At 37.8% G+C, this 17,324-nt stretch carries 21 protein-coding genes and 1 riboswitch; of the genes, 9 read left to right on the top strand and 12 right to left on the bottom strand.

Features of this window, described 5'->3' with window-relative positions:
• Positions 1–48 precede the first annotated feature (48 nt).
• The 3 genes from RMB13_RS06355 to RMB13_RS06345 all read left to right on the top strand — a co-directional run bounded on the left by RMB13_RS06355 (position 49) and on the right by RMB13_RS06345 (position 2,454).
• Positions 49–702 carry a TetR/AcrR family transcriptional regulator gene (locus RMB13_RS06355; RefSeq protein WP_311084725.1) on the top strand — a complete coding sequence of 218 codons (654 nt, stop codon included), beginning with the start codon at positions 49–51 and terminating at the stop codon, positions 700–702.
• A 112-nt stretch (positions 703–814) separates the two neighbouring features.
• Positions 815–1,729, top strand: coding sequence for an ornithine carbamoyltransferase (argF, locus tag RMB13_RS06350; RefSeq protein ID WP_005039975.1), 915 nt, complete (start codon positions 815–817; stop codon positions 1,727–1,729).
• 200 nt (positions 1,730–1,929) lie between these two features.
• Positions 1,930–2,454 carry a protein tyrosine phosphatase family protein gene (locus tag RMB13_RS06345; protein WP_004643117.1) on the top strand — a complete coding sequence of 175 codons (525 nt, stop codon included), beginning with the start codon at positions 1,930–1,932 and terminating at the stop codon, positions 2,452–2,454.
• On the opposite strand, the gene ispF is transcribed toward RMB13_RS06345, so the two are convergent.
• Positions 2,442–2,933 (bottom strand): 2-C-methyl-D-erythritol 2,4-cyclodiphosphate synthase, encoded by a 492-nt coding sequence (gene ispF, locus RMB13_RS06340; RefSeq protein WP_133746778.1) that lies wholly within the window; start codon positions 2,931–2,933, stop codon positions 2,442–2,444. The genes RMB13_RS06345 and ispF overlap by 13 nt on opposite strands.
• A gap of 99 nt (positions 2,934–3,032) precedes the next feature.
• On the opposite strand from ispF, the gene RMB13_RS06335 reads away from it, so the two are divergent.
• A complete protein-coding gene (locus RMB13_RS06335; protein WP_311084724.1) occupies positions 3,033–3,677 on the top strand; it encodes a hypothetical protein in 645 nt (214 codons plus the stop codon).
• A 49-nt stretch (positions 3,678–3,726) separates the two neighbouring features.
• On the opposite strand, the gene RMB13_RS06330 is transcribed toward RMB13_RS06335, so the two are convergent.
• From RMB13_RS06330 to RMB13_RS06300, 7 genes are all read right to left on the bottom strand, one after another.
• Positions 3,727–4,971 carry a D-amino acid dehydrogenase gene (locus RMB13_RS06330; RefSeq protein WP_311084723.1) on the bottom strand — a complete coding sequence of 415 codons (1,245 nt, stop codon included), beginning with the start codon at positions 4,969–4,971 and terminating at the stop codon, positions 3,727–3,729.
• A 175-nt stretch (positions 4,972–5,146) separates the two neighbouring features.
• Positions 5,147–5,234, bottom strand: a riboswitch (glycine riboswitch).
• A 150-nt stretch (positions 5,235–5,384) separates the two neighbouring features.
• Positions 5,385–5,876: a hypothetical protein gene (locus RMB13_RS06325; RefSeq protein ID WP_092707038.1), complete on the bottom strand. Its 492-nt coding sequence runs from the start codon at positions 5,874–5,876 to the stop codon at positions 5,385–5,387.
• A gap of 327 nt (positions 5,877–6,203) precedes the next feature.
• Positions 6,204–6,755: a cysteine hydrolase family protein gene (locus tag RMB13_RS06320; RefSeq protein ID WP_311084722.1), complete on the bottom strand. Its 552-nt coding sequence runs from the start codon at positions 6,753–6,755 to the stop codon at positions 6,204–6,206.
• A 305-nt stretch (positions 6,756–7,060) separates the two neighbouring features.
• Entirely contained in the window at positions 7,061–7,291 is a 231-nt protein-coding gene (locus RMB13_RS06315; RefSeq protein ID WP_004643124.1) for a hypothetical protein, read from the bottom strand.
• A gap of 271 nt (positions 7,292–7,562) precedes the next feature.
• Positions 7,563–7,880, bottom strand: coding sequence for a hypothetical protein (locus tag RMB13_RS06310; protein WP_311084721.1), 318 nt, complete (start codon positions 7,878–7,880; stop codon positions 7,563–7,565).
• Positions 7,881–8,083: 203 nt separating this feature from the next.
• On the bottom strand, positions 8,084–9,478 hold the full coding sequence (gene fumC / locus RMB13_RS06305; protein WP_311084720.1) for a class II fumarate hydratase: 1,395 nt from the start codon (positions 9,476–9,478) through the stop codon (positions 8,084–8,086).
• Between the two features lie 116 nt (positions 9,479–9,594).
• A complete protein-coding gene (locus RMB13_RS06300; RefSeq protein WP_003652214.1) occupies positions 9,595–10,602 on the bottom strand; it encodes a UDP-glucose 4-epimerase in 1,008 nt (335 codons plus the stop codon).
• 65 nt (positions 10,603–10,667) lie between these two features.
• Here RMB13_RS06300 and tusD point away from each other — a divergent pair, with 65 nt between their 5' ends.
• From tusD to RMB13_RS06280, 4 genes are read left to right on the top strand one after another with little or no spacing between them, the layout of a single operon-like run.
• Entirely contained in the window at positions 10,668–11,036 is a 369-nt protein-coding gene (gene tusD, locus RMB13_RS06295) for a sulfurtransferase complex subunit TusD (protein WP_017388211.1), read from the top strand.
• 44 nt (positions 11,037–11,080) lie between these two features.
• The gene (locus RMB13_RS06290; protein ID WP_080027289.1) at positions 11,081–11,431 is read left to right on the top strand and encodes a hypothetical protein; all 351 of its coding nucleotides are present in this window, start codon (positions 11,081–11,083) and stop codon (positions 11,429–11,431) included.
• Positions 11,432–11,448: 17 nt separating this feature from the next.
• Entirely contained in the window at positions 11,449–11,733 is a 285-nt protein-coding gene (locus RMB13_RS06285; RefSeq protein ID WP_311084719.1) for a DsrH like protein, read from the top strand.
• An 18-nt stretch (positions 11,734–11,751) separates the two neighbouring features.
• A complete protein-coding gene (locus RMB13_RS06280; protein ID WP_311084718.1) occupies positions 11,752–12,063 on the top strand; it encodes a TusE/DsrC/DsvC family sulfur relay protein in 312 nt (103 codons plus the stop codon).
• A gap of 2 nt (positions 12,064–12,065) precedes the next feature.
• On the opposite strand, the gene RMB13_RS06275 is transcribed toward RMB13_RS06280, so the two are convergent.
• Positions 12,066–12,929 carry a DMT family transporter gene (locus RMB13_RS06275; RefSeq protein ID WP_311084717.1) on the bottom strand — a complete coding sequence of 288 codons (864 nt, stop codon included), beginning with the start codon at positions 12,927–12,929 and terminating at the stop codon, positions 12,066–12,068.
• Between the two features lie 123 nt (positions 12,930–13,052).
• On the opposite strand from RMB13_RS06275, the gene RMB13_RS06270 reads away from it, so the two are divergent.
• Positions 13,053–14,444, top strand: coding sequence for a PLP-dependent aminotransferase family protein (locus RMB13_RS06270; RefSeq protein WP_311084716.1), 1,392 nt, complete (start codon positions 13,053–13,055; stop codon positions 14,442–14,444).
• A 16-nt stretch (positions 14,445–14,460) separates the two neighbouring features.
• On the opposite strand, the gene RMB13_RS06265 is transcribed toward RMB13_RS06270, so the two are convergent.
• From RMB13_RS06265 to moaCB, 3 genes are all read right to left on the bottom strand, one after another.
• Entirely contained in the window at positions 14,461–14,943 is a 483-nt protein-coding gene (locus RMB13_RS06265; RefSeq protein ID WP_003652226.1) for a helix-turn-helix domain-containing protein, read from the bottom strand.
• Between the two features lie 218 nt (positions 14,944–15,161).
• Positions 15,162–16,397, bottom strand: coding sequence for a molybdopterin molybdotransferase MoeA (locus RMB13_RS06260; protein WP_311084715.1), 1,236 nt, complete (start codon positions 16,395–16,397; stop codon positions 15,162–15,164).
• Complete coding sequence (gene moaCB / locus RMB13_RS06255; protein WP_311084714.1) at positions 16,397–17,320, bottom strand: bifunctional molybdenum cofactor biosynthesis protein MoaC/MoaB; 924 nt, start codon at positions 17,318–17,320, stop codon at positions 16,397–16,399. The genes RMB13_RS06260 and moaCB overlap by 1 nt, the downstream gene beginning before the upstream one ends.
• Between the last annotated feature and the right edge of the window lie 4 nt (positions 17,321–17,324).

Genomic DNA, 17,324 nt, shown 5'->3' with positions numbered 1-17,324 from the left:
AGTTTTGCTATACTAAATAAGCAAAGTTAGTCGTTGTTATTAAATTTTATGCATGATTCAGTCCTTGAGTCACATCATTCAGTATGTGAAAAACCTCAAACACGCCGCGGTATTGAACGTCGTTTAGCTCTTCTGTTAAGCGCGACCGAGCTGTTCTTGGAAAAAGGATATGATGCCGTTTCACTTGATGACATTGTTAATCATGCCGGTGGCTCTAAGGCTTCTATTTACAAATATTTTGGCAATAAAGAAGGGCTTTTTGCCGCTATTTGTGATCATAAACGTGAAATGTTTTTTAAAGATGTATGTATTCCATTCCAACCAGAAAAAAGTACTTTAAGAGAATATCTTATTCAAACACTCAATCGTGTTTATGTTCACATTATTCAACCCGAACATGTTGCTTTTTTACGACTTATTATCGAACAGACCGAGTATAATACTGTGCTCATACAATACCTATATGACAAATGGGTACACAATTTACAAAACACGCTTACCCAAGCATTAGAGTCTGCAGATAAATCAGGGGAAATTACATGCAATTCTCCCTATTATTCTTCACTCATGTATTTTGGGATTTTACGCGATATTGAATGGCGTATGATTATGGGTATGCCCGCTCTACCAGATGAGAAAGAAGCTATTGATTATATTGAATATTGCGTAGATATTTTCCTCAAGGGCCACCATAAAGTCTAATTCTTTTGCATTTTAAAATGCTTATAGTATAGTAGACTTCTTTTTTTCCACATCCACCCAGCCAACAACAGATAATTGTTGTATTTCATAACAATTATTATGGAGTAGCTACATGGCTCTAAGACATTTCCTGACTTTACGTGATCTATCCACTCTAGAACTTAATCGCATTTTAGAACGCGCAAGCGAGCTTAAAAAAATGCAGCATGACAATAAGGTATTCCAACCTTTTGTTGGTAAAGTATTGGGAATGATTTTTGAGAAATCAAGCACGCGTACACGTATCTCTTTTGAAGCAGGCATTAATCAATTTGGTGGTAGTGCGATTTTTCTATCGCCTCGCGACACACAATTAGGTCGTGGTGAACCGATTGAAGACTCAGCACGTGTAATTTCAAGTATGCTTGATATTGTGATGATTCGTACTTTCGGTCATGACATTGTTGAACGTTTTGCATCGTATTCAAAAGTTCCTGTTATTAACGGTTTGACAGATGACCATCATCCTTGCCAGTTACTTGCAGATTTACAGACTTATAATGAACACCGCGGTAGCATTAAAGGCAAAACTGTTGCTTGGATTGGTGATGGCAATAATATGTGCAACTCATATATTGAAGCTGCACACATGATGGGCTTTAAACTCAAAATTGCATCGCCGAAAGGATATGAGCCTAAACCTGAATTTCTAGCAGAGTTTGGTCATTGTGTTGAAGTTTTTGACAATGCAGAAGACGCTGCTGTAAATGCTGATCTCATTGTGACAGATGTATGGGCAAGCATGGGACAAGAAGAAGAACAGAAGCTTCGTGAAAGAGCCTTTGCTGCTTTTCAAGTCAATGAAAAATTAATGGGATTTGCTCATCCTGACTGTTTGTTCATGCACTGTTTACCTGCCCATCGTGGTGAAGAAATTTCTGAAACAATGCTAGACCATAAAAATGCAGTGGTCTGGGATGAAGCTGAAAATCGCCTACATGCACAAAAAGCCTTGATGGAATTTTTACTAAATGAACATCTAAAATAAGCTTAATTTCTTTCTTTAAAAACAGCACTTTTATCGTGCTGTTTTTTTATTTTCTAAATTACTTCTTTTGTTTAGTATAATTTTTTTAATATTCTTGTTTAGGCTGATGAATATATAAGCAAGCCGTATTTTATCTCTCATATATAATCGTGTATAACATTGAACACAATAAGCCAAACTCACTCTTGCTGAGTACGATCATGACCACTCTTGAACAATCATTAGCTCAAATCCCTACTTTTTCTGTTATTCATGAGCACTTATTTAGTTCAGCTCAACCCTCAATCGAACAACTGAAACTGATTAAAGAATATGGTTGCAGTACAGTCATTAATCTCGCTTTAAGTAACGCACCAAATCATATTGAAAATGAAGATCGTATTTGTTTAGACCTCGGTTTAAATTATATCCATATTCCAATTGACTGGGAGACTCCATCTGCCGAGCAATGTTTATTAGTACTCGATCTTATTGATCATTTAGTCCAGAATGAAATTGTCTGGATTCACTGTACTAAAAACGATCGCTCTAGTTGCCTCATGTATGTCTATAGACAGTTTTATATGAATATGGACATGCCTACTTCTCAAGATTTACTCCATGAAATTTGGGAACCTAATGAAACTTGGACAGGGCTTATTCATAGCATTACCTTACAGCTACAAGGCCGTAAGGCAACTCTAGAGCTTCAACAGTCTTTGCAACAGGTCGATCACTTAGTGTGATGAGAGACTAAAACAGTTGCTGTAGCTAAAATACCTTCTTGACGACCGGTAAACCCAAGTTTTTCGGTTGTCGTCGCTTTAATACTGATTTGATTAACATCTACATTTAAAACATTAGCAATGCTTTGACGCATTTCCAAATTATGCTTAGCTAATTTGGGACGCTCACAAGCCACCGTAATATCAGCATTATTTAACTGATAACCGCGATCCAATATGAGTTGGTAAACATGCTTTAACAATACTCGACTGTCTGCGCCTTTGTATTCTGGGTCAGTGTCAGGAAAGTGTTGTCCAATATCTCCGAGTGCCAAAGCACCTAACAAAGCATCACACAGAGCATGAAGTACCACATCGCCATCAGAGTGTGCTTTCAAGCCATGTGTATGTGGAATTTGAATGCCAGCCAATGTAACGAAGTTCCCCGCTTCAAAGGCATGTACATCCATTCCTTGTCCAATTCGAATTTGAGCAACCATATAACTATTACCTTCCATAAAAACTTAAGAAATCTTGTATTCAGCCTTTCTGTTTCGCTATAGTACACCTAGCAAAGTAGACTGAAAGTATAAGCGATCATGCTGTCTAATACTGATATGAATCAATTGAAAAGATTAAGTTTTGCCGTGACACTGAGTTGTTTATGTTCATCTCTTGTCTTTGCAGAATCAATAGACTGCTCCAACTCTGAAACTGAGCTTAAAATCTGCTCAAAAACATTTAGTGAATCGAAGAAACAACTCGATAATAAATATCTTTCCGCATATTTAGTTACTGATGCCCCCTTACAGCTTTTACAGGATACACAAAAGTTATGGTCTAAACATACTCAGCAATGCAAGAGTAATACATGCGTTCAGCAACAGTTTGATTTACGTACTGATGACCTAAATTTTTATGCATCACTTAAGCAAACGCTTACCCAACATTATCTTAAGTTTGAAAATGGACGTATAGCTGCACAACCTGTTCACATTCAAGTCCATCAACTTGCAAAGGATAAAATCAAGATTGAAGGAATCGCATACCGCAATCCAAATAACCGTAAAGAAACACAAACGATTTCCTTAATGGCCTATAGTTCGCCTGAACAAAAAAGTGAAATTTTAGACAATGAGCACAACTGTAAATATCAGTTTAATTTTCAAAAAGCTTTACTTAATGTGAAAACCCAACAAAAAGGCTGTGAACGCTTTAGCGGAATCTACCGATTATATGATTAATTTAATACTTAAAATAAAAGCCAGTGTTTAAACACTGGCTTTTTACTTTCTAGACCGGATATTTTTGAGCAATATCCTGACCCACTAAAACTGCTGTCGCCGCAGACAAAGTCCACCCTAAATGCCCATGTCCGGTATTATAGAAAATTCGCGGTTGTTTAGACTGCTTCACCACAGGTAGCATATTAGGCATCATAGGTCTTAAACCCGCCCAAGGCACCACGTGCTCAGTTGAAATATCAAAGTTACGGTTTACCCAATTTACTAAGGGTTGAATACGATCAGCCCGTATATCACGGTTGTAACCATTAAATTCAGCAGTTCCCGCCACGCGCAACCGATCCTTACCTAAACGAGAAGTCACGATTTTAGCACTTTCATCTAGTAAACTTACCCACGGTGCATTCTTTACACTTTGCTCATCTTTTAATTGCACGGTAATTGAATAGCCTTTTACTGGATAAACATTTACTCGCTCACCAATCATATCGGCGAGTTGATAACTTCCTACACCACCACAAACCACAAGCACATCACCTTCAATCTGGATGCTATCGGATTCAACAAGATAAGGATGCTCTGCGCTTGGCTGACAACTTACGATCACTTTGTCTGGATGACACTTAATATCTGTGACTTCCAAACCAAATTTATACTCAACACCGTATTGTTTAGTCTTTTCAGCCAAAGAGGTTGAGTATTTATGGATATCCCCCGTTGCATCACTTGGTGTGTAATAACCACCAAAATATTCACCCGTTAACGATGGCTCTATCTTTTTCATTTCATCAGGTGAAACTGAATAGCGTTCCAATTTACCTTTATTCAAGACATCATTGACTTGTTTAGCGATCTCATAATCGGCCTTACTATGATACATATGAAGAATGCCACGTTTCTCCAAATCAAACTGAAGTTGCTCTTTTTCTGCAACTTCAAACAAGCGCTTACGGGCGAGTAATGCCAATCGGACCGTCTCGATCGTATTAGCTTCATAGTGTTTAATATGGGATAAGAACTCAACCAGCCAACTATACTTATGCAAACTAAATGAAGGATTCAGTAGTAGCGGCGCATCTTTTTGCCTCATCCACTTAAAGCCTTTAACTACAGTGGCTTTTTGGTTCCATACTTCGGCATTACAAGCCGATAATTGCCCTCCATTGGCAAATGATGTTTCCATTGCAGGATATAGATGTCGATCAATCACTGTGACTTGATAACCCAGTTGCGATAATTCATAGGCAGAGGTAACCCCTGTGATTCCCGCACCTATCACAATAACATGTGGCATAACAGACTCCTCAGAAATGCAAAACATTTCATCAGTACAGCCCATCTGTCATTGGTACCTGAGAGTTTCGACCCCAACGTTACCTTTTAACGTTTAGATCTTCCCCTTCGGTGAGTTTATAATTTATAAGTTATTATTTTCAATTCTTATAAATCTAAGCTTCTCTCCAGATTTTTTAATTATTACAGTCCTTCTGCCTGAGAGTTTCCGGGCTTGTTGCTCCTTCGGCGGGTTCTTTCGAACCTCTCTCCCGCAATAATTTTGTATTTATATAAGCAATGTATCTGCCACTTTAAAAAAAACGCATTCTTTTCTTGTAAACTTTTGTACCAGCAATTAGCAATTTATAAATCATTAATTTAATTATAAAAATAAAAAAGGTGAATCTTTATGAATTCACCTTTTGTGTTTAATTAGAGTTTTCCATTGAGCACTGGGTCTGAAACTGTACCTTTCCATTGCTCACGCAAGGTCGGTAAATAAAATTTCTCACCAATAGTGACCAGCTCTGCATCAATCAATGCGTGAACTTCGTGCATAAAAATATAATCAAGTGCAACCAAAGAGAGTTCATGATTTTTTTGGGCAGTTTTTTTGCGTTTCGCTTGAGCTTGTTTCACTAACTCATTCGCAAAGTTTTTATCTTTATAAGCCGTAATTGCATTTAAACGTAGTTCAATAACACCCCATCCAGCTAATAGCTTTTTAAAGACATCAAAATCTTCAGAAGTTGATTCCCACGTTACATTTTCTAGATCGTTATCATCAGGTAAAACTGGCAATAACAGATCACCTGTACTTGGGAAAATCTTTTTAAGATTTAACAGAAACTTAACAGGCTGATCACCAGGATAATCATTAAATTGCACATGTTGTTGGGTATCTGTCAAATAAATAGAGAGCATTCAAAAATCCTTAGCTAAGCTTCTGTTTTTAATTTCTTTATTTTAAATCTCGTAAAATAGATGCAAAACAAAAACAATATAAAAACAGGACAAGGTGCGCATTTTAACAATTATGACAGCTTATTCAACGCTAATTCGCCATTAATTAGTGAAACTTACACCCTCTTGACAAAAAGCCCTCCGAAAAGAGCTCTTTGTTGATGCAGACTCAATTCTTGCCATCGCTATAAACCCCACCAATAACTTGTCTTTAGCAGGGCTTCTTATGCCGTAAGAGATATACAGCTAATAAAACTTTTTAATAAAGTTGTTCGCCCTAGTTCTAAACTAAACTGAAGAAATGAACTCTGCTGTAGTTTTTAACTGAGCAAAAGCATTGTTTAAAACTTGGTTATGATGATCAATGATTTGCGAAGCATTTAAAGCTGCTGAATCAGTTGTTGTATGTGCATCTGAAATTAGTGTCACTTTATATCCATACTCTGAAGCAGCCCTAACAGTAGTATCAATACAATATTCAGTTTTCATTCCAGTAATTATGATTTCATCAATATCAAGTTTCTCTAATACTTCTTTTAAAACAGTATTTTTAAAGCTGCTAGGGTACATTTTTTCAATGACTGTATCTTTATGTGGATTAAAAGATAAGTCTGTAATTAGTTGAGTGTTCGGGCCGTTTGGATCTAATGGTGTACCTTTCTCACCGACATGCCGAATAAAGATAATTGGTCTATCATTCAAACGACAATATTCAATAAGGCTAAGAATATTTAAAAGTACAAGTTTGACATTATGTGGCTTAGGCTCACCGTTAAATAAGCCATTTTGCATATCAATGACGAGTAAAGCCGATTTTGAGTTACTACTGAGTTTTTTCATAATCTTTCTCTGTAAAACCAATAATGAACAGAGAAAAATTAACCCAGCCATTATTGGCTGGGTTTGGTTATCTTATTAAGTCACTTTAATAAAAAAATCACACACAGCCTTCCTTAAAGGTCGTGGTGGTTGTGGTGATTTTATTCAAAAAACAGTTCATTTATTTTAACTGCCCATAATTAAAGCGTGATTAACCATACCATAGCTTTTTCAAAAGAAATAAAGCTTTTTAACTTTTTTATTCTGTGAAGTACCTTTTACTCTTACCTAGTTCTTACAGAAATACTTCATACTAAAAAACTAATTTATTTAACTGACAGTAAGTATTCATATGCTGTTTTTTCATCACTCTGTAGTTTAATGACTGCATCAGTTTCATCATTTAAAGTAAGGTTAAATACCTTCTCACCATCATAAGAAATTTGATGGCCCATACGGAATTCTGAATCAATTGACTCAAGAATAATAAAATTCCCTTCGATATTCGAAGCAATATAGTAAGTATTGTTCCGATGAACATATCTAATTGTGTACATCACTATTTAAATTCCATCTAAAAAATTATGTTTTTTCTTAAATAATAAAAAAGCTCACTTCCTCTTCTCAAGCAGAAATGAAGCTAGCGAAAAAAAGATCCGCCCTTCTTTTGATTTCTAGCACTAATCATTCAGCGCTAAACTAATATATAAATATTACAGAAATACTTAACAATAAAAAACCCCGCCATTAGTCGATACTTAGTCGGGTTTCTTATACCGTCATATGTCTGAGAGAACTAACTCTCCCATGGGCTAACTTGTATTTAAATTAATCTTTACACTTAACTTTCAAAACAGCTGCTTTGGTATTTACTGGAATTAGCAGTCCTGAATTATAGACAGTATGATGATTTACGATTTTGTTATTGCTATCCAACTCATCAAAACCTTTATCTTTACATATTTCCTCTGCTTTCCCGATTAACTTTGACCTCAAAGCTTCTCTTGAACCAAATGCATTACTTTTAGCATGAAGTTGGTAAACACCAGGATTCACCTCAGCTACAGTAGGTGGAAACATTTGTAGACAACCGGACAAGGTACAAGCTGTTATTGCTAAAACAACTATTGATTTAGTCTGTTTCATTTATTGGAGCTTAGAATAAAATAACGTAGCAAAAATAAGGTTTAGTTATGACACTAACATTTCAAGGTATAAAAAAAGCCCACTTTTTCAAGCAGGCCTTCCCCTTATGATTTTTTGCGCTGATCATTCAGGACTTTTGTTGTACTTAGCAACTCGCGGATATTACAGAAGTATTTGACAATAAAAAAGCCTATTAGAGGAGATTATTTACTATTTGGTGAAACCATTTTTTCAGGTTTAACCACTTCATCAAATTGCTCTGCCGTAACCAAGCCAAGCTCAACAGCGACCTGCTTTAAAGTTTTATTTTCTTTATAGGCAGTCTTGGCAACTTTTGCAGAATTTTCATAACCAATCACTGGGTTTAAAGCGGTTACCAACATGAGAGAGTTATGTAAGAAGTAATCAATTTTATCCTGATTAGGCTCAATTCCCACCGCACAGTGATCATTAAAACTATTACACGCATCACCAAGCAACTGAATAGACTGCAATAAGTTGTAAGCAATCACTGGCATAAATACGTTTAATTCAAAGTTACCTGAAGCACCTGCCACATTAATGGTCGTATCATTTCCAAGCACTTGTGCAACAACCATCGTCATTGCTTCACTTTGTGTCGGATTGACTTTACCCGGCATAATGCTTGAACCAGGTTCATTTTCTGGGATACGGATTTCACCAAAACCACAACGTGGCCCACTTGCCAACCAACGAATATCATTCGCAATTTTATTTAAACTGACCGCAAGCGTTTTTAATGCACCAGAAGCAAAAACAGCAGCATCACGTCCTGCAAGTGCTTCAAATTTGTTTGGAGCAGTCACAAACGGTAAGCCTGTAAGCAATGCAAGTTGAGCAGCTGATTTCACTGCATAGTCAGGATGTGCATTTAACCCTGTACCTACTGCAGTACCACCTAGTGGCAATTCATATAAACCACTTAAAGCTTGCTGTAAGCGCACTACACCATGTTCAAGCTGAGATACATAGCCGCTGAATTCTTGACCTAAAGTTAATGGCGTTGCATCTTGTAAATGGGTACGACCAATTTTAACAATAGATTGAAACTCATCAGATTTCTTTTGCAAAGTCGCTTTAAGTTGTTCTACGGCAGGAATGAGTAATTCATTAATTTGCAAACTTGCAGCAACATGGATTGCCGTTGGAAATGAATCGTTTGTTGATTGCGCACGGTTGACATGGTCATTTGGATGTACAGGCTTTTGGGCACCTAATGCTTGACCTAATTTTTGGTTTGCAATATTTGCAATCACTTCATTGCAGTTCATGTTACTTTGCGTACCAGAACCAGTCTGCCATACAACTAAAGGAAACTGTGAATCCCATTTACCATCAATTACTTCTTCAGCCGCGCCCACAATATATTGGCTCAAATCTTGCGGTAACTGTTCAAGTTCAGCATTGGTTATCGCAGCAGCCTTTTTTACTAGCCCCATTGCTCGAATCATGGCACGTGGTAATCGTTCTTGCCCGATTTTAAAGTTCTGTAAGCTGCGTTGAGTCTGTGCTCCCCACAATGCTTCATTCGGAACTTCAATCTCACCCATAGTGTCATGTTCAATTCGTGTTTGCATAGAAACCTCAGTTGTCTGGTTAAAGAACTTACGGGCTGAAGCAAGTATTTGCTCTGGCTAGTTAATTTTTAATATCGTACTCAAGCATTCCATTATTGTAAATAAGAATCATTATCTTATCTTCCATTTAATGTATTTTGATAAAAGCGCCATTCATCTTCAATCATTTGTTTTAACGAGCGTTTAGGTGTCCATTGCAATAATGTTTTTGCTTTTTCTATATTTGCCCCAACCTGACCTAACTCAACATGCTTATAAATCGCAGGTTGAGTCGCAATTTCGGCTTGAGTTACTTGTGAAATTTCATCTAGTAATTGACGAATAGAGTGAACTTGGTCATGGGCAATATTGAATGCCTCACAACAATGTGTTTGATTACGCAGCCAATGTAAGCTTGCAGTTACAGCTTCACACACATCTAAAACGTGTAGAAAACTGCGTTCAGTCGTATGGTCTGATGTTTCAGCTTGATCTTGTAATTCAATCAAATCGCGTTGCATTGCTGCAACTTGCATCGCAAGCGGTACAATATTTTTAGGGAGCTGTGCGACATACTCTCCAAGTACCCCATGTTCAAATGCACCTACAATATTAGATAAGCGCAAGATCGCAATTTTCCACTCATGATCAATTTTATAAGTATCACGGATGATTTCTTCAATCATCTGTTGAGACTTAATATAAGGATTAGGATAAGTGTAATTAAATTCTTCTGTTTCGCTTAATTGCAAACCAGATTTTCCATAAGCAGCAAGGCTTGACAGCTGAATAAAGTGACGAACACCTGTGCGTTGCATGGCACGCAGTAAACTCATGATGCAACTTACATTATCATTATAATATTCAAGAGGTTTAAGATTAGATTCTTCAATTGATTTAAACCCAGCAGTATGAATAACTGCATCAATTGAATATTGCTCGAAGACCTTATTCAATGCAGGTGTATTACGTACATCAAGTTTAACAAATGGAACGTACATACCAGAAATAAACTCTAGCCGTTCCAGCGTTTGCAAGGTCGAATTAGCCAAGTTATCGACAATTACCACTTCTTGCCCTTGGGCCATTAGACTCAAAGCAATGTGTGAACCGATAAAGCCTAAACCACCTGTCACTAAAATCATTGTATACTTACCTTTCTCTTAATGCATCTACGCCCATTTAGACGTATGACCATAGTGAATTCTTAATGAGTACATTACTACTAATTACCTCTGCTCCTACTTCCATTCATGCTTGGCATGCGTTAGGACTTGCTCAGGCACTCAAAAGTAAAAATGAAGACTTTCGTGTATTCTTTTACCAAGACGGCGTGCAGGTTGCTAATGATTTTCAATGGGTTCCTGACGACCAGCGTAATTTAACGCATGAATGGCAAAAGCTTGCGATTCGACTTCCTGTATGTGTGAGTGCTGCCCTCGCTCGTGGTATTACCGATGCAGAAAATGCCAGTCGCCATCACCTTACTCATTACAACCTTGCCAAAGACTTTCAACTCGTCGGGTTAGGTGAACTTGCTGATGCGGTACAGTCAGCATCTCGTCTTATTCAATTTTAAGTTACTTTGTTTGCTTAGATTGTTGCTTTTAAAAGGTATATTGTGTGAAATCTGTACTCGTCATTTTAAGCCAAGCCAACTTAACTAGTCTTCAAATCAATGAAAGCCTTTCCGCTACTATGGTTTTAGCAACCTTTGGCTCGCCAGTCAAAGTATTATTGAAAGATGCTGCTCTTAGTCTCTTGCAAAATGACCTGAGCTTTAACCAGTTTCATCATATCTTCAAAGTAGCATCAAATATGGTCGAAAGCTTTGAATTTTATGATTTAAGCCCCATTCTTATCGAAAGCAAAAATCAACAAAATCCTTTTGTTCAACAAACAGAACAAGAGCTCGAATTCATTCAATTAAATAATGAGTTCATTCAATCTTTTGACCATGTCTTATATTGGTAGATGAAGGTGTAATTTTAATGAATCCATCAACACTTTATCTCGTGCAATCTACTTATCACAATACACCGAATATTATTGATGAATTAGGTCATCTTTATCAGGTAGGTGACCAGATTATTTTTATGGGTGATTCTGTTGCACGGCTTTCAACTGAAATGATTCAACAGTTTGAAAGTGTTTCATGCTTAAGTATCGAAAAAGATTTACTCGATGCAGATACTTTAGCTCAGATGAATGTACTCGACTATGATCAATTTGCAGATCTGGTTTTAACGTTTAAACGCTGTATTTCTCTTAAATAATAGATTTAGGCTAGTTTCATGAATTTAGAATTAGACCAAGATGGTCATTTGGTTGATTATACAACTTGGAATCCTGAAGTTGCACAAGAGCTTGCCAAGTCACTTGATCTTGAACTAACCGATTGGCATTTTGAAGTTTTAGCTGCTGTGCGTCAGTTTTATCAACAGTTTGGGCACTCTCCAGCAACTCGCCCACTCATTAAATTTTTAATGAAAACAGTAAGTCCAGATATTAATAATGCCGTGTTGCAGCAACAATTTAATACTGGTTTAGTTGCCCGCCATTTAAGTCGTTTGGCAGGTGTTCCTAAACCAGCAAATTGTTTATAAAGCTAAGCAAACTTTTTAGCAGCAGCGACGCATAAAAGGGTTGCTGCTGTAACCACCAACATCGACCAGCTCACATGTTCATGCAATAAGGCTGCCGCAATGGCTAGCCCCATTAAAGGCTGTAAGAGTTGTAGTTGACTAATCGCAGCAATACCACCTTGGGCAAGTCCTTTATACCAAAAGAAAAAACCAATTAGCATGCTAAACAAAGACACATAAATGAGGCCAACTACAGCTGATGCCGATATATTCTGGAAAGAAGTAGGCATATAAAAAATAGTAAGAAACAGCATGAAGGGTAATGATAAAATGAGCGCCCAACAAATGACCTGCCACCCGCCTATTTTTCTTGAAAGTACACCGCCTTCTGCATAGCCAAAGCCACAGAAAATAATCGCCATCAACATATAAAAGTCCCCTATTCCAAGTGATGTATCACCAGAAATAAAAAACATATAAGCGAAAACAACCGCACTCCCCAAGACTGCAAATATCCAGAAAAATTGATTCGGCTTTTCTCCACCTCTCAGTACAGCAAATATTGCAGTTGCAAGCGGCAAAAGACTAACAAAGACAATTGAATGAGCTGCATTCATATATTGCAAAGCGAGGGCGGTAAATAACGGAAAACCAATCACCACCCCTATAGCAACAATGGCAAGAGGCCACCAATCTTGTTTGGCTGGTTTCTTTTGTTTTAAAACCAATATAAGAATAAGTCCTAAAATACCAGCAATTGCCGCACGTGCTGCGGTTAGAAAGCCCGGTTCAAATCCCATTACAGCTACACGTGTTGCGGGTAATGACCCTGCAAAAATAGCCACGCCAATAAAACCATTTACCCAGCCATTCATAAACTTATTCATAATTTTCTCCGTCACTATACGAAGAATTTAAGCTGTGCTAAGGTGATTAAACCAGATACAAAGCAGTACAATTTAAAAGAACTGTTATGTACTTATAACCATTACAGTTGAGATTGTAAGCCCGTGAACCAGAGCAAAACAAAAATTGAAATTGTCATTTCAGAGATTGAGCAACAAATAAAAAATCGATCTTTAATGCCCGGAGCACGCTTACCCTCTGTTCGCAAGTTAGCAAATGATTTGGGTTTTTCAGTATCAACTGTTGTAGAAGCGTATGAAAGATTAATTGCTTTAGGCAAAATCGAATCAAGAACTGGATCGGGTTTTTATATTGTTGGTCCGCTCGCACCTCTATCATTAAGTGAATTAAGCCCTAAATTAGATCGTTCAGTCGACCCATTATGGATTTCACGTCAATCTTTGGAAGCGAAAGCAGATGTTTTTAAGCCCGGCTGCGGTTGGTTACCCGATGATTGGATGCCATTAGACAGTATTCGTAAAGGATTAAGGGCAGCTGCAAGGAGTTCAGACGCTTGTTTAATGGGTTATTCAACCCCGTTAGGATTACCACCTTTACGGGATTTATTAGCAAGGCGTGCACAATCAAAAGGAATAGATGCAAATCTGAATCAAGTACTTTTAACAGATTCTGGTACTCAATCGATCGATTTAGTTTTCCGGTTTTTACTAAAGCCCGATGACGTCGTTCTGATTGATGATCCTTGTTATTTTAACTTTCATGCATTGCTTAAAGTTCATCAAGTCAAGGTTATTGGTATCCCGTACACACCAACAGGTCCCGACTTAGAAGCATTTAAAGAAGCAATTGATACTTATAACCCACGTCTTTATATCACCAACTCAGGAATTCACAATCCAACTGGAGCAACGCTTTCTCTTTCTACGGCACACCAACTCTTAAAATTGATTGAGCAATCTAACTTAATTGTAGTTGAAGACGATATTTTCTCAGATTTTGAATATACACCAGCACCTAGACTCGCGGCTTTAGATAATCTTTCACGCGTAATTTTTATTGGAAGCTTTTCTAAAACATTATCAGCGTCTATTCGCTGTGGTTATATTATTGCCAAACCTGAATGGATGGATCAGCTCACCGACCTAAAAATTGCCACAAGTTTTTCTCACAATGGTGTTTCTGCTGAAGTTTTGCTTACCGCTTTAACAGATGGCTCTTATCGTAAACATATAGAATTACTAAAAGTTCGTTTAGCAAAAGCCATGCACGATACCATTACAAAACTTGAACCTCTGGGTATAAAGCCATGGATTAAACCTCAAGCTGGAATTTTTGTTTGGTGTCATTTGCCAGAGGGTATTGAAGCTTCAAAAATTGCGAAATATTGTATTAATCATAATGTTATTCTTGCGCCAGGCAATGCTTTTAGCCAAGCTTCTAATGCAGGTCAATTCATACGATTTAATGTAGCGCAGTCAAATCACGAACATATTTATAAGACTCTTGCTGATGCTATTCAACAAGAGTCTTCATAATTTATAGAGAGAAAAATTAAGCTTGTTTCTGTTTTTGTTCAATATATGCAAAATAGCCCGGTCCAGCTGAGACTTGCACTTGTTTTGCATGTAAAGGCTCACGGCAGACCGAACATACCATAACTGGTTCAAACTTGTGTCCACAAGTTTTATGACGGTATTCCAAAGGCTTACCTAAACCTTGATCCATCCATTTATCTGCCCAATTCGCCATAGACAAGATAATTGGATAAAGTTCAAAGCCCTTATCAGTGAGTTTGTATTCAAAGCGTTCTTGACGATCAAAATAAGGAGCTTTGGCTAATATTTCATATTCAACCAAACGCTTTAAACGATCTGAAAGGACATGACGAGTTACGCCTAATGATTTTTGAAAATCGTCAAAACGTCGTATTCCCATAAAAGCATTACGTAATATTAGCATCGTCCATCGATCGCCAATCACTGATAGCATACGAGCAACCGAACAAGGTTGATCACCGATGTCATCCCATTTCATCTTTATGCGTTCCTCGAATTTTCCTAGCCCAACGGCCCTATTGTTTATACCCTAAACCACTTACTACGATTTATGCAAGATTCATTATAAAAATAACTTCTTATCCACTTTATAAAAAAATTTTCATTATGAAAAAAGAAAAAGTTATTATTAAAAATTGCTAAATAAATATAACCCACTCATTTTTCATAATGAGTCATATTTATCATCTTTTATAATTAGTTTGAAATAAATACACCCTTTAATATATTGCCTACTTCTAGTTTTACGCCTGCCGGAATACGAACCAGACAATTGGCCTGCATTAAGTTACTCAGCATGTGCGATTGCTGTTTTGCCAGACTTTTTATTTTAAGCTGACCATTTTCAAAATAAGCATACATTCGTAAAAAACGTTCACGCGCATCTTCATTTAAATCATGATCTAAAATCGCACTAAACCACTCTGGCCCTGCTTGATTTCCCTGTAGGGTATCTAGTAATGTCTTACCATACACCTGCATAGACACATAGACTGCAGCGGGATTACCCGGCAAACCGAGCAAATAACAACAATGATCTGTTTCTGGGTTTGAATATTCAGCAAAGAACAATGGTTTGCCAGGTTTCTGTTTTACTTTCCAAAAGATTTGTTCAAAACCAACCTCAAAAGCACATGGTCGTACAAAGTCATAATCACCTACAGAGACTCCACCTGTCGTTATAATGACATCATGGCTGTCTTTTAACTGATTAAAGTAATGTGTGACTTGCTCTGCCTCATCTGCCACATGAATCAGTTCAACATCCAAGCCATAATCTTCAAACCAAGCTTTTAATAATGGCCCATTTGCATCAAAGATTTTGCCGTCGACAAGATCTTCTGCCGTTTCTGCAACTTCATCACCAGTCACCAAAACAGCAACTTTCGGTGTACGAAAAACTTCAACAGTTTGCACACCTGCCATACTTAAGGCAGCCAAGCTTCCAATATTAAGAAATTGGCCTGTTTGTGCCAGCAATTGTTCTTTCTGGACTTCTTCACCTGTAAATCGAATATCAGCTTGAGGACGTATATGCTCAGTTAAACAAATTTCTTGGGCCGAAAGAACCGATACAATTTCCTGCCGAGCAACATGTGTTGTTCCTTCTGGAATTTTACCGCCTGTGAATATACGAATAGCCTGACCTTCATGAAGGGTGTCATGGCTTTCGCTTCCTGCACGAATCTCACCAGTAACCTGAAATTTTTGTTTATTTAAATCTTCCGCATGGCTACAAAGTGCATAACCATCTACAGCACTTTGAGAAAAGCTCGGCAGATTAATTTCTGAATAAATTTCTTTAGCGAGATATCTGCTTAGACTGTTTTGAAGAACTTGGTTAATCGAACCCAACTTTTTTGGCTGCTTAACAATCAGCTCAAGTGCTTCATCTACACTAATTAATCCACGCTCTGTACCACAACCTGACATTATTCATAGCCTCCCGGATGCGGTAAATCACGGCACACATCAAAAATATGAACGAGTGCTGGTAAAATGGCAGCCATTGATTCGCTTGCTCCACCACGGCTTCCCGGTAAAGTCACCACCAATGAGCGATCAATAAAACCTGCTACCCCACGTGACATTGCAGCATAAGGTGTGCGTTTTTGTCCAAAAGATCGTGCAGCTTCCATTAAACCGTCTAGCTTACGCTCAAGAAGTGGCTCTAGCGTATCAACCGTAATGTCACGCTTACCAATTCCGGTTCCACCCACCGTCATAATGCAAGCATATGACTTACTCAGCTCAAGCACTAAATCTTTTAGAACATCTGCTTCATCAGGCAAAATTTGATAATGAATCGGATCGAATCCTGCTTCAGTTAAAGTTTCTACCACAGACTTTCCGGCTGTATCGGGTTTTCTACCGGCTGCAACGGTGTCAGATAACACAATGACCGCTGCCGAAACGGGTTGACGAAGAATACGTTTGAAGTGCGATTTCCCGCCCTTTTTCTTAAGCAGTTTACATTGATCCATCCAGAGTTCTTCTGGTTCACAATGTGGTTTTAACATGTCGTAAATAGTTAAACCTGCAAGGCTTGCAGCCGTGAGGGCTTCCATTTCTACCCCAGTAGGGCCAATCGTTTCGACCACGGTAATAATCTTTACAAAATCATGTTCTAATTCATATTCAACATCTGCACGATAAATCGGCAGTGGATGACACAAAGGAATCAGCTCATCGGTGCGTTTGGCTGCCAAGATTCCTGCCACACGTGCAGTTTTTAATGCATCCCCCTTTTCAGTATTACCTTGTCTTAATAGCTCAATACAATGTGGAGGCGCATATAAAATCGCTTGTGCTTCAGCAACACGATAACTTTCCGGCTTCATTCCTACGTTTTTCATTATT

This window comes from Acinetobacter sp. V102_4 (assembly GCF_031799005.1).
GTDB classification, from domain to species: domain Bacteria; phylum Pseudomonadota; class Gammaproteobacteria; order Pseudomonadales; family Moraxellaceae; genus Acinetobacter; species Acinetobacter calcoaceticus.
This window is presented reverse-complemented; position numbering and strand designations above follow the sequence as displayed.

What these genes read in the sequence shown, in the direction of transcription:
- RMB13_RS06330 (WP_311084723.1), bottom strand. Translation starts at nt 4,971, where the DNA reads ATGCCACATGTTATTGTGATAGGTGCGGGAATCACAGGGGTTACCTCT.
- RMB13_RS06275 (WP_311084717.1), bottom strand. Translation starts at nt 12,929, where the DNA reads ATGAATAAGTTTATGAATGGCTGGGTAAATGGTTTTATTGGCGTGGCT.
- RMB13_RS06265 (WP_003652226.1), bottom strand. Translation starts at nt 14,943, where the DNA reads ATGAAATGGGATGACATCGGTGATCAACCTTGTTCGGTTGCTCGTATG.
- RMB13_RS06345 (WP_004643117.1), top strand. Translation starts at nt 1,930, where the DNA reads ATGACCACTCTTGAACAATCATTAGCTCAAATCCCTACTTTTTCTGTT.
- RMB13_RS06280 (WP_311084718.1), top strand. Translation starts at nt 11,752, where the DNA reads ATGAATTTAGAATTAGACCAAGATGGTCATTTGGTTGATTATACAACT.
- RMB13_RS06315 (WP_004643124.1), bottom strand. Translation starts at nt 7,291, where the DNA reads ATGTACACAATTAGATATGTTCATCGGAACAATACTTACTATATTGCT.
- argF (WP_005039975.1), top strand. Translation starts at nt 815, where the DNA reads ATGGCTCTAAGACATTTCCTGACTTTACGTGATCTATCCACTCTAGAA.
- RMB13_RS06300 (WP_003652214.1), bottom strand. Translation starts at nt 10,602, where the DNA reads ATGATTTTAGTGACAGGTGGTTTAGGCTTTATCGGTTCACACATTGCT.
- RMB13_RS06335 (WP_311084724.1), top strand. Translation starts at nt 3,033, where the DNA reads ATGCTGTCTAATACTGATATGAATCAATTGAAAAGATTAAGTTTTGCC.
- ispF (WP_133746778.1), bottom strand. Translation starts at nt 2,933, where the DNA reads ATGGTTGCTCAAATTCGAATTGGACAAGGAATGGATGTACATGCCTTT.
- RMB13_RS06325 (WP_092707038.1), bottom strand. Translation starts at nt 5,876, where the DNA reads ATGCTCTCTATTTATTTGACAGATACCCAACAACATGTGCAATTTAAT.
- RMB13_RS06260 (WP_311084715.1), bottom strand. Translation starts at nt 16,397, where the DNA reads ATGTCAGGTTGTGGTACAGAGCGTGGATTAATTAGTGTAGATGAAGCA.
- RMB13_RS06355 (WP_311084725.1), top strand. Translation starts at nt 49, where the DNA reads ATGCATGATTCAGTCCTTGAGTCACATCATTCAGTATGTGAAAAACCT.
- moaCB (WP_311084714.1), bottom strand. Translation starts at nt 17,320, where the DNA reads ATGAAAAACGTAGGAATGAAGCCGGAAAGTTATCGTGTTGCTGAAGCA.
- tusD (WP_017388211.1), top strand. Translation starts at nt 10,668, where the DNA reads ATGAGTACATTACTACTAATTACCTCTGCTCCTACTTCCATTCATGCT.
- fumC (WP_311084720.1), bottom strand. Translation starts at nt 9,478, where the DNA reads ATGCAAACACGAATTGAACATGACACTATGGGTGAGATTGAAGTTCCG.
- RMB13_RS06285 (WP_311084719.1), top strand. Translation starts at nt 11,449, where the DNA reads ATGAATCCATCAACACTTTATCTCGTGCAATCTACTTATCACAATACA.
- RMB13_RS06310 (WP_311084721.1), bottom strand. Translation starts at nt 7,880, where the DNA reads ATGAAACAGACTAAATCAATAGTTGTTTTAGCAATAACAGCTTGTACC.
- RMB13_RS06320 (WP_311084722.1), bottom strand. Translation starts at nt 6,755, where the DNA reads ATGAAAAAACTCAGTAGTAACTCAAAATCGGCTTTACTCGTCATTGAT.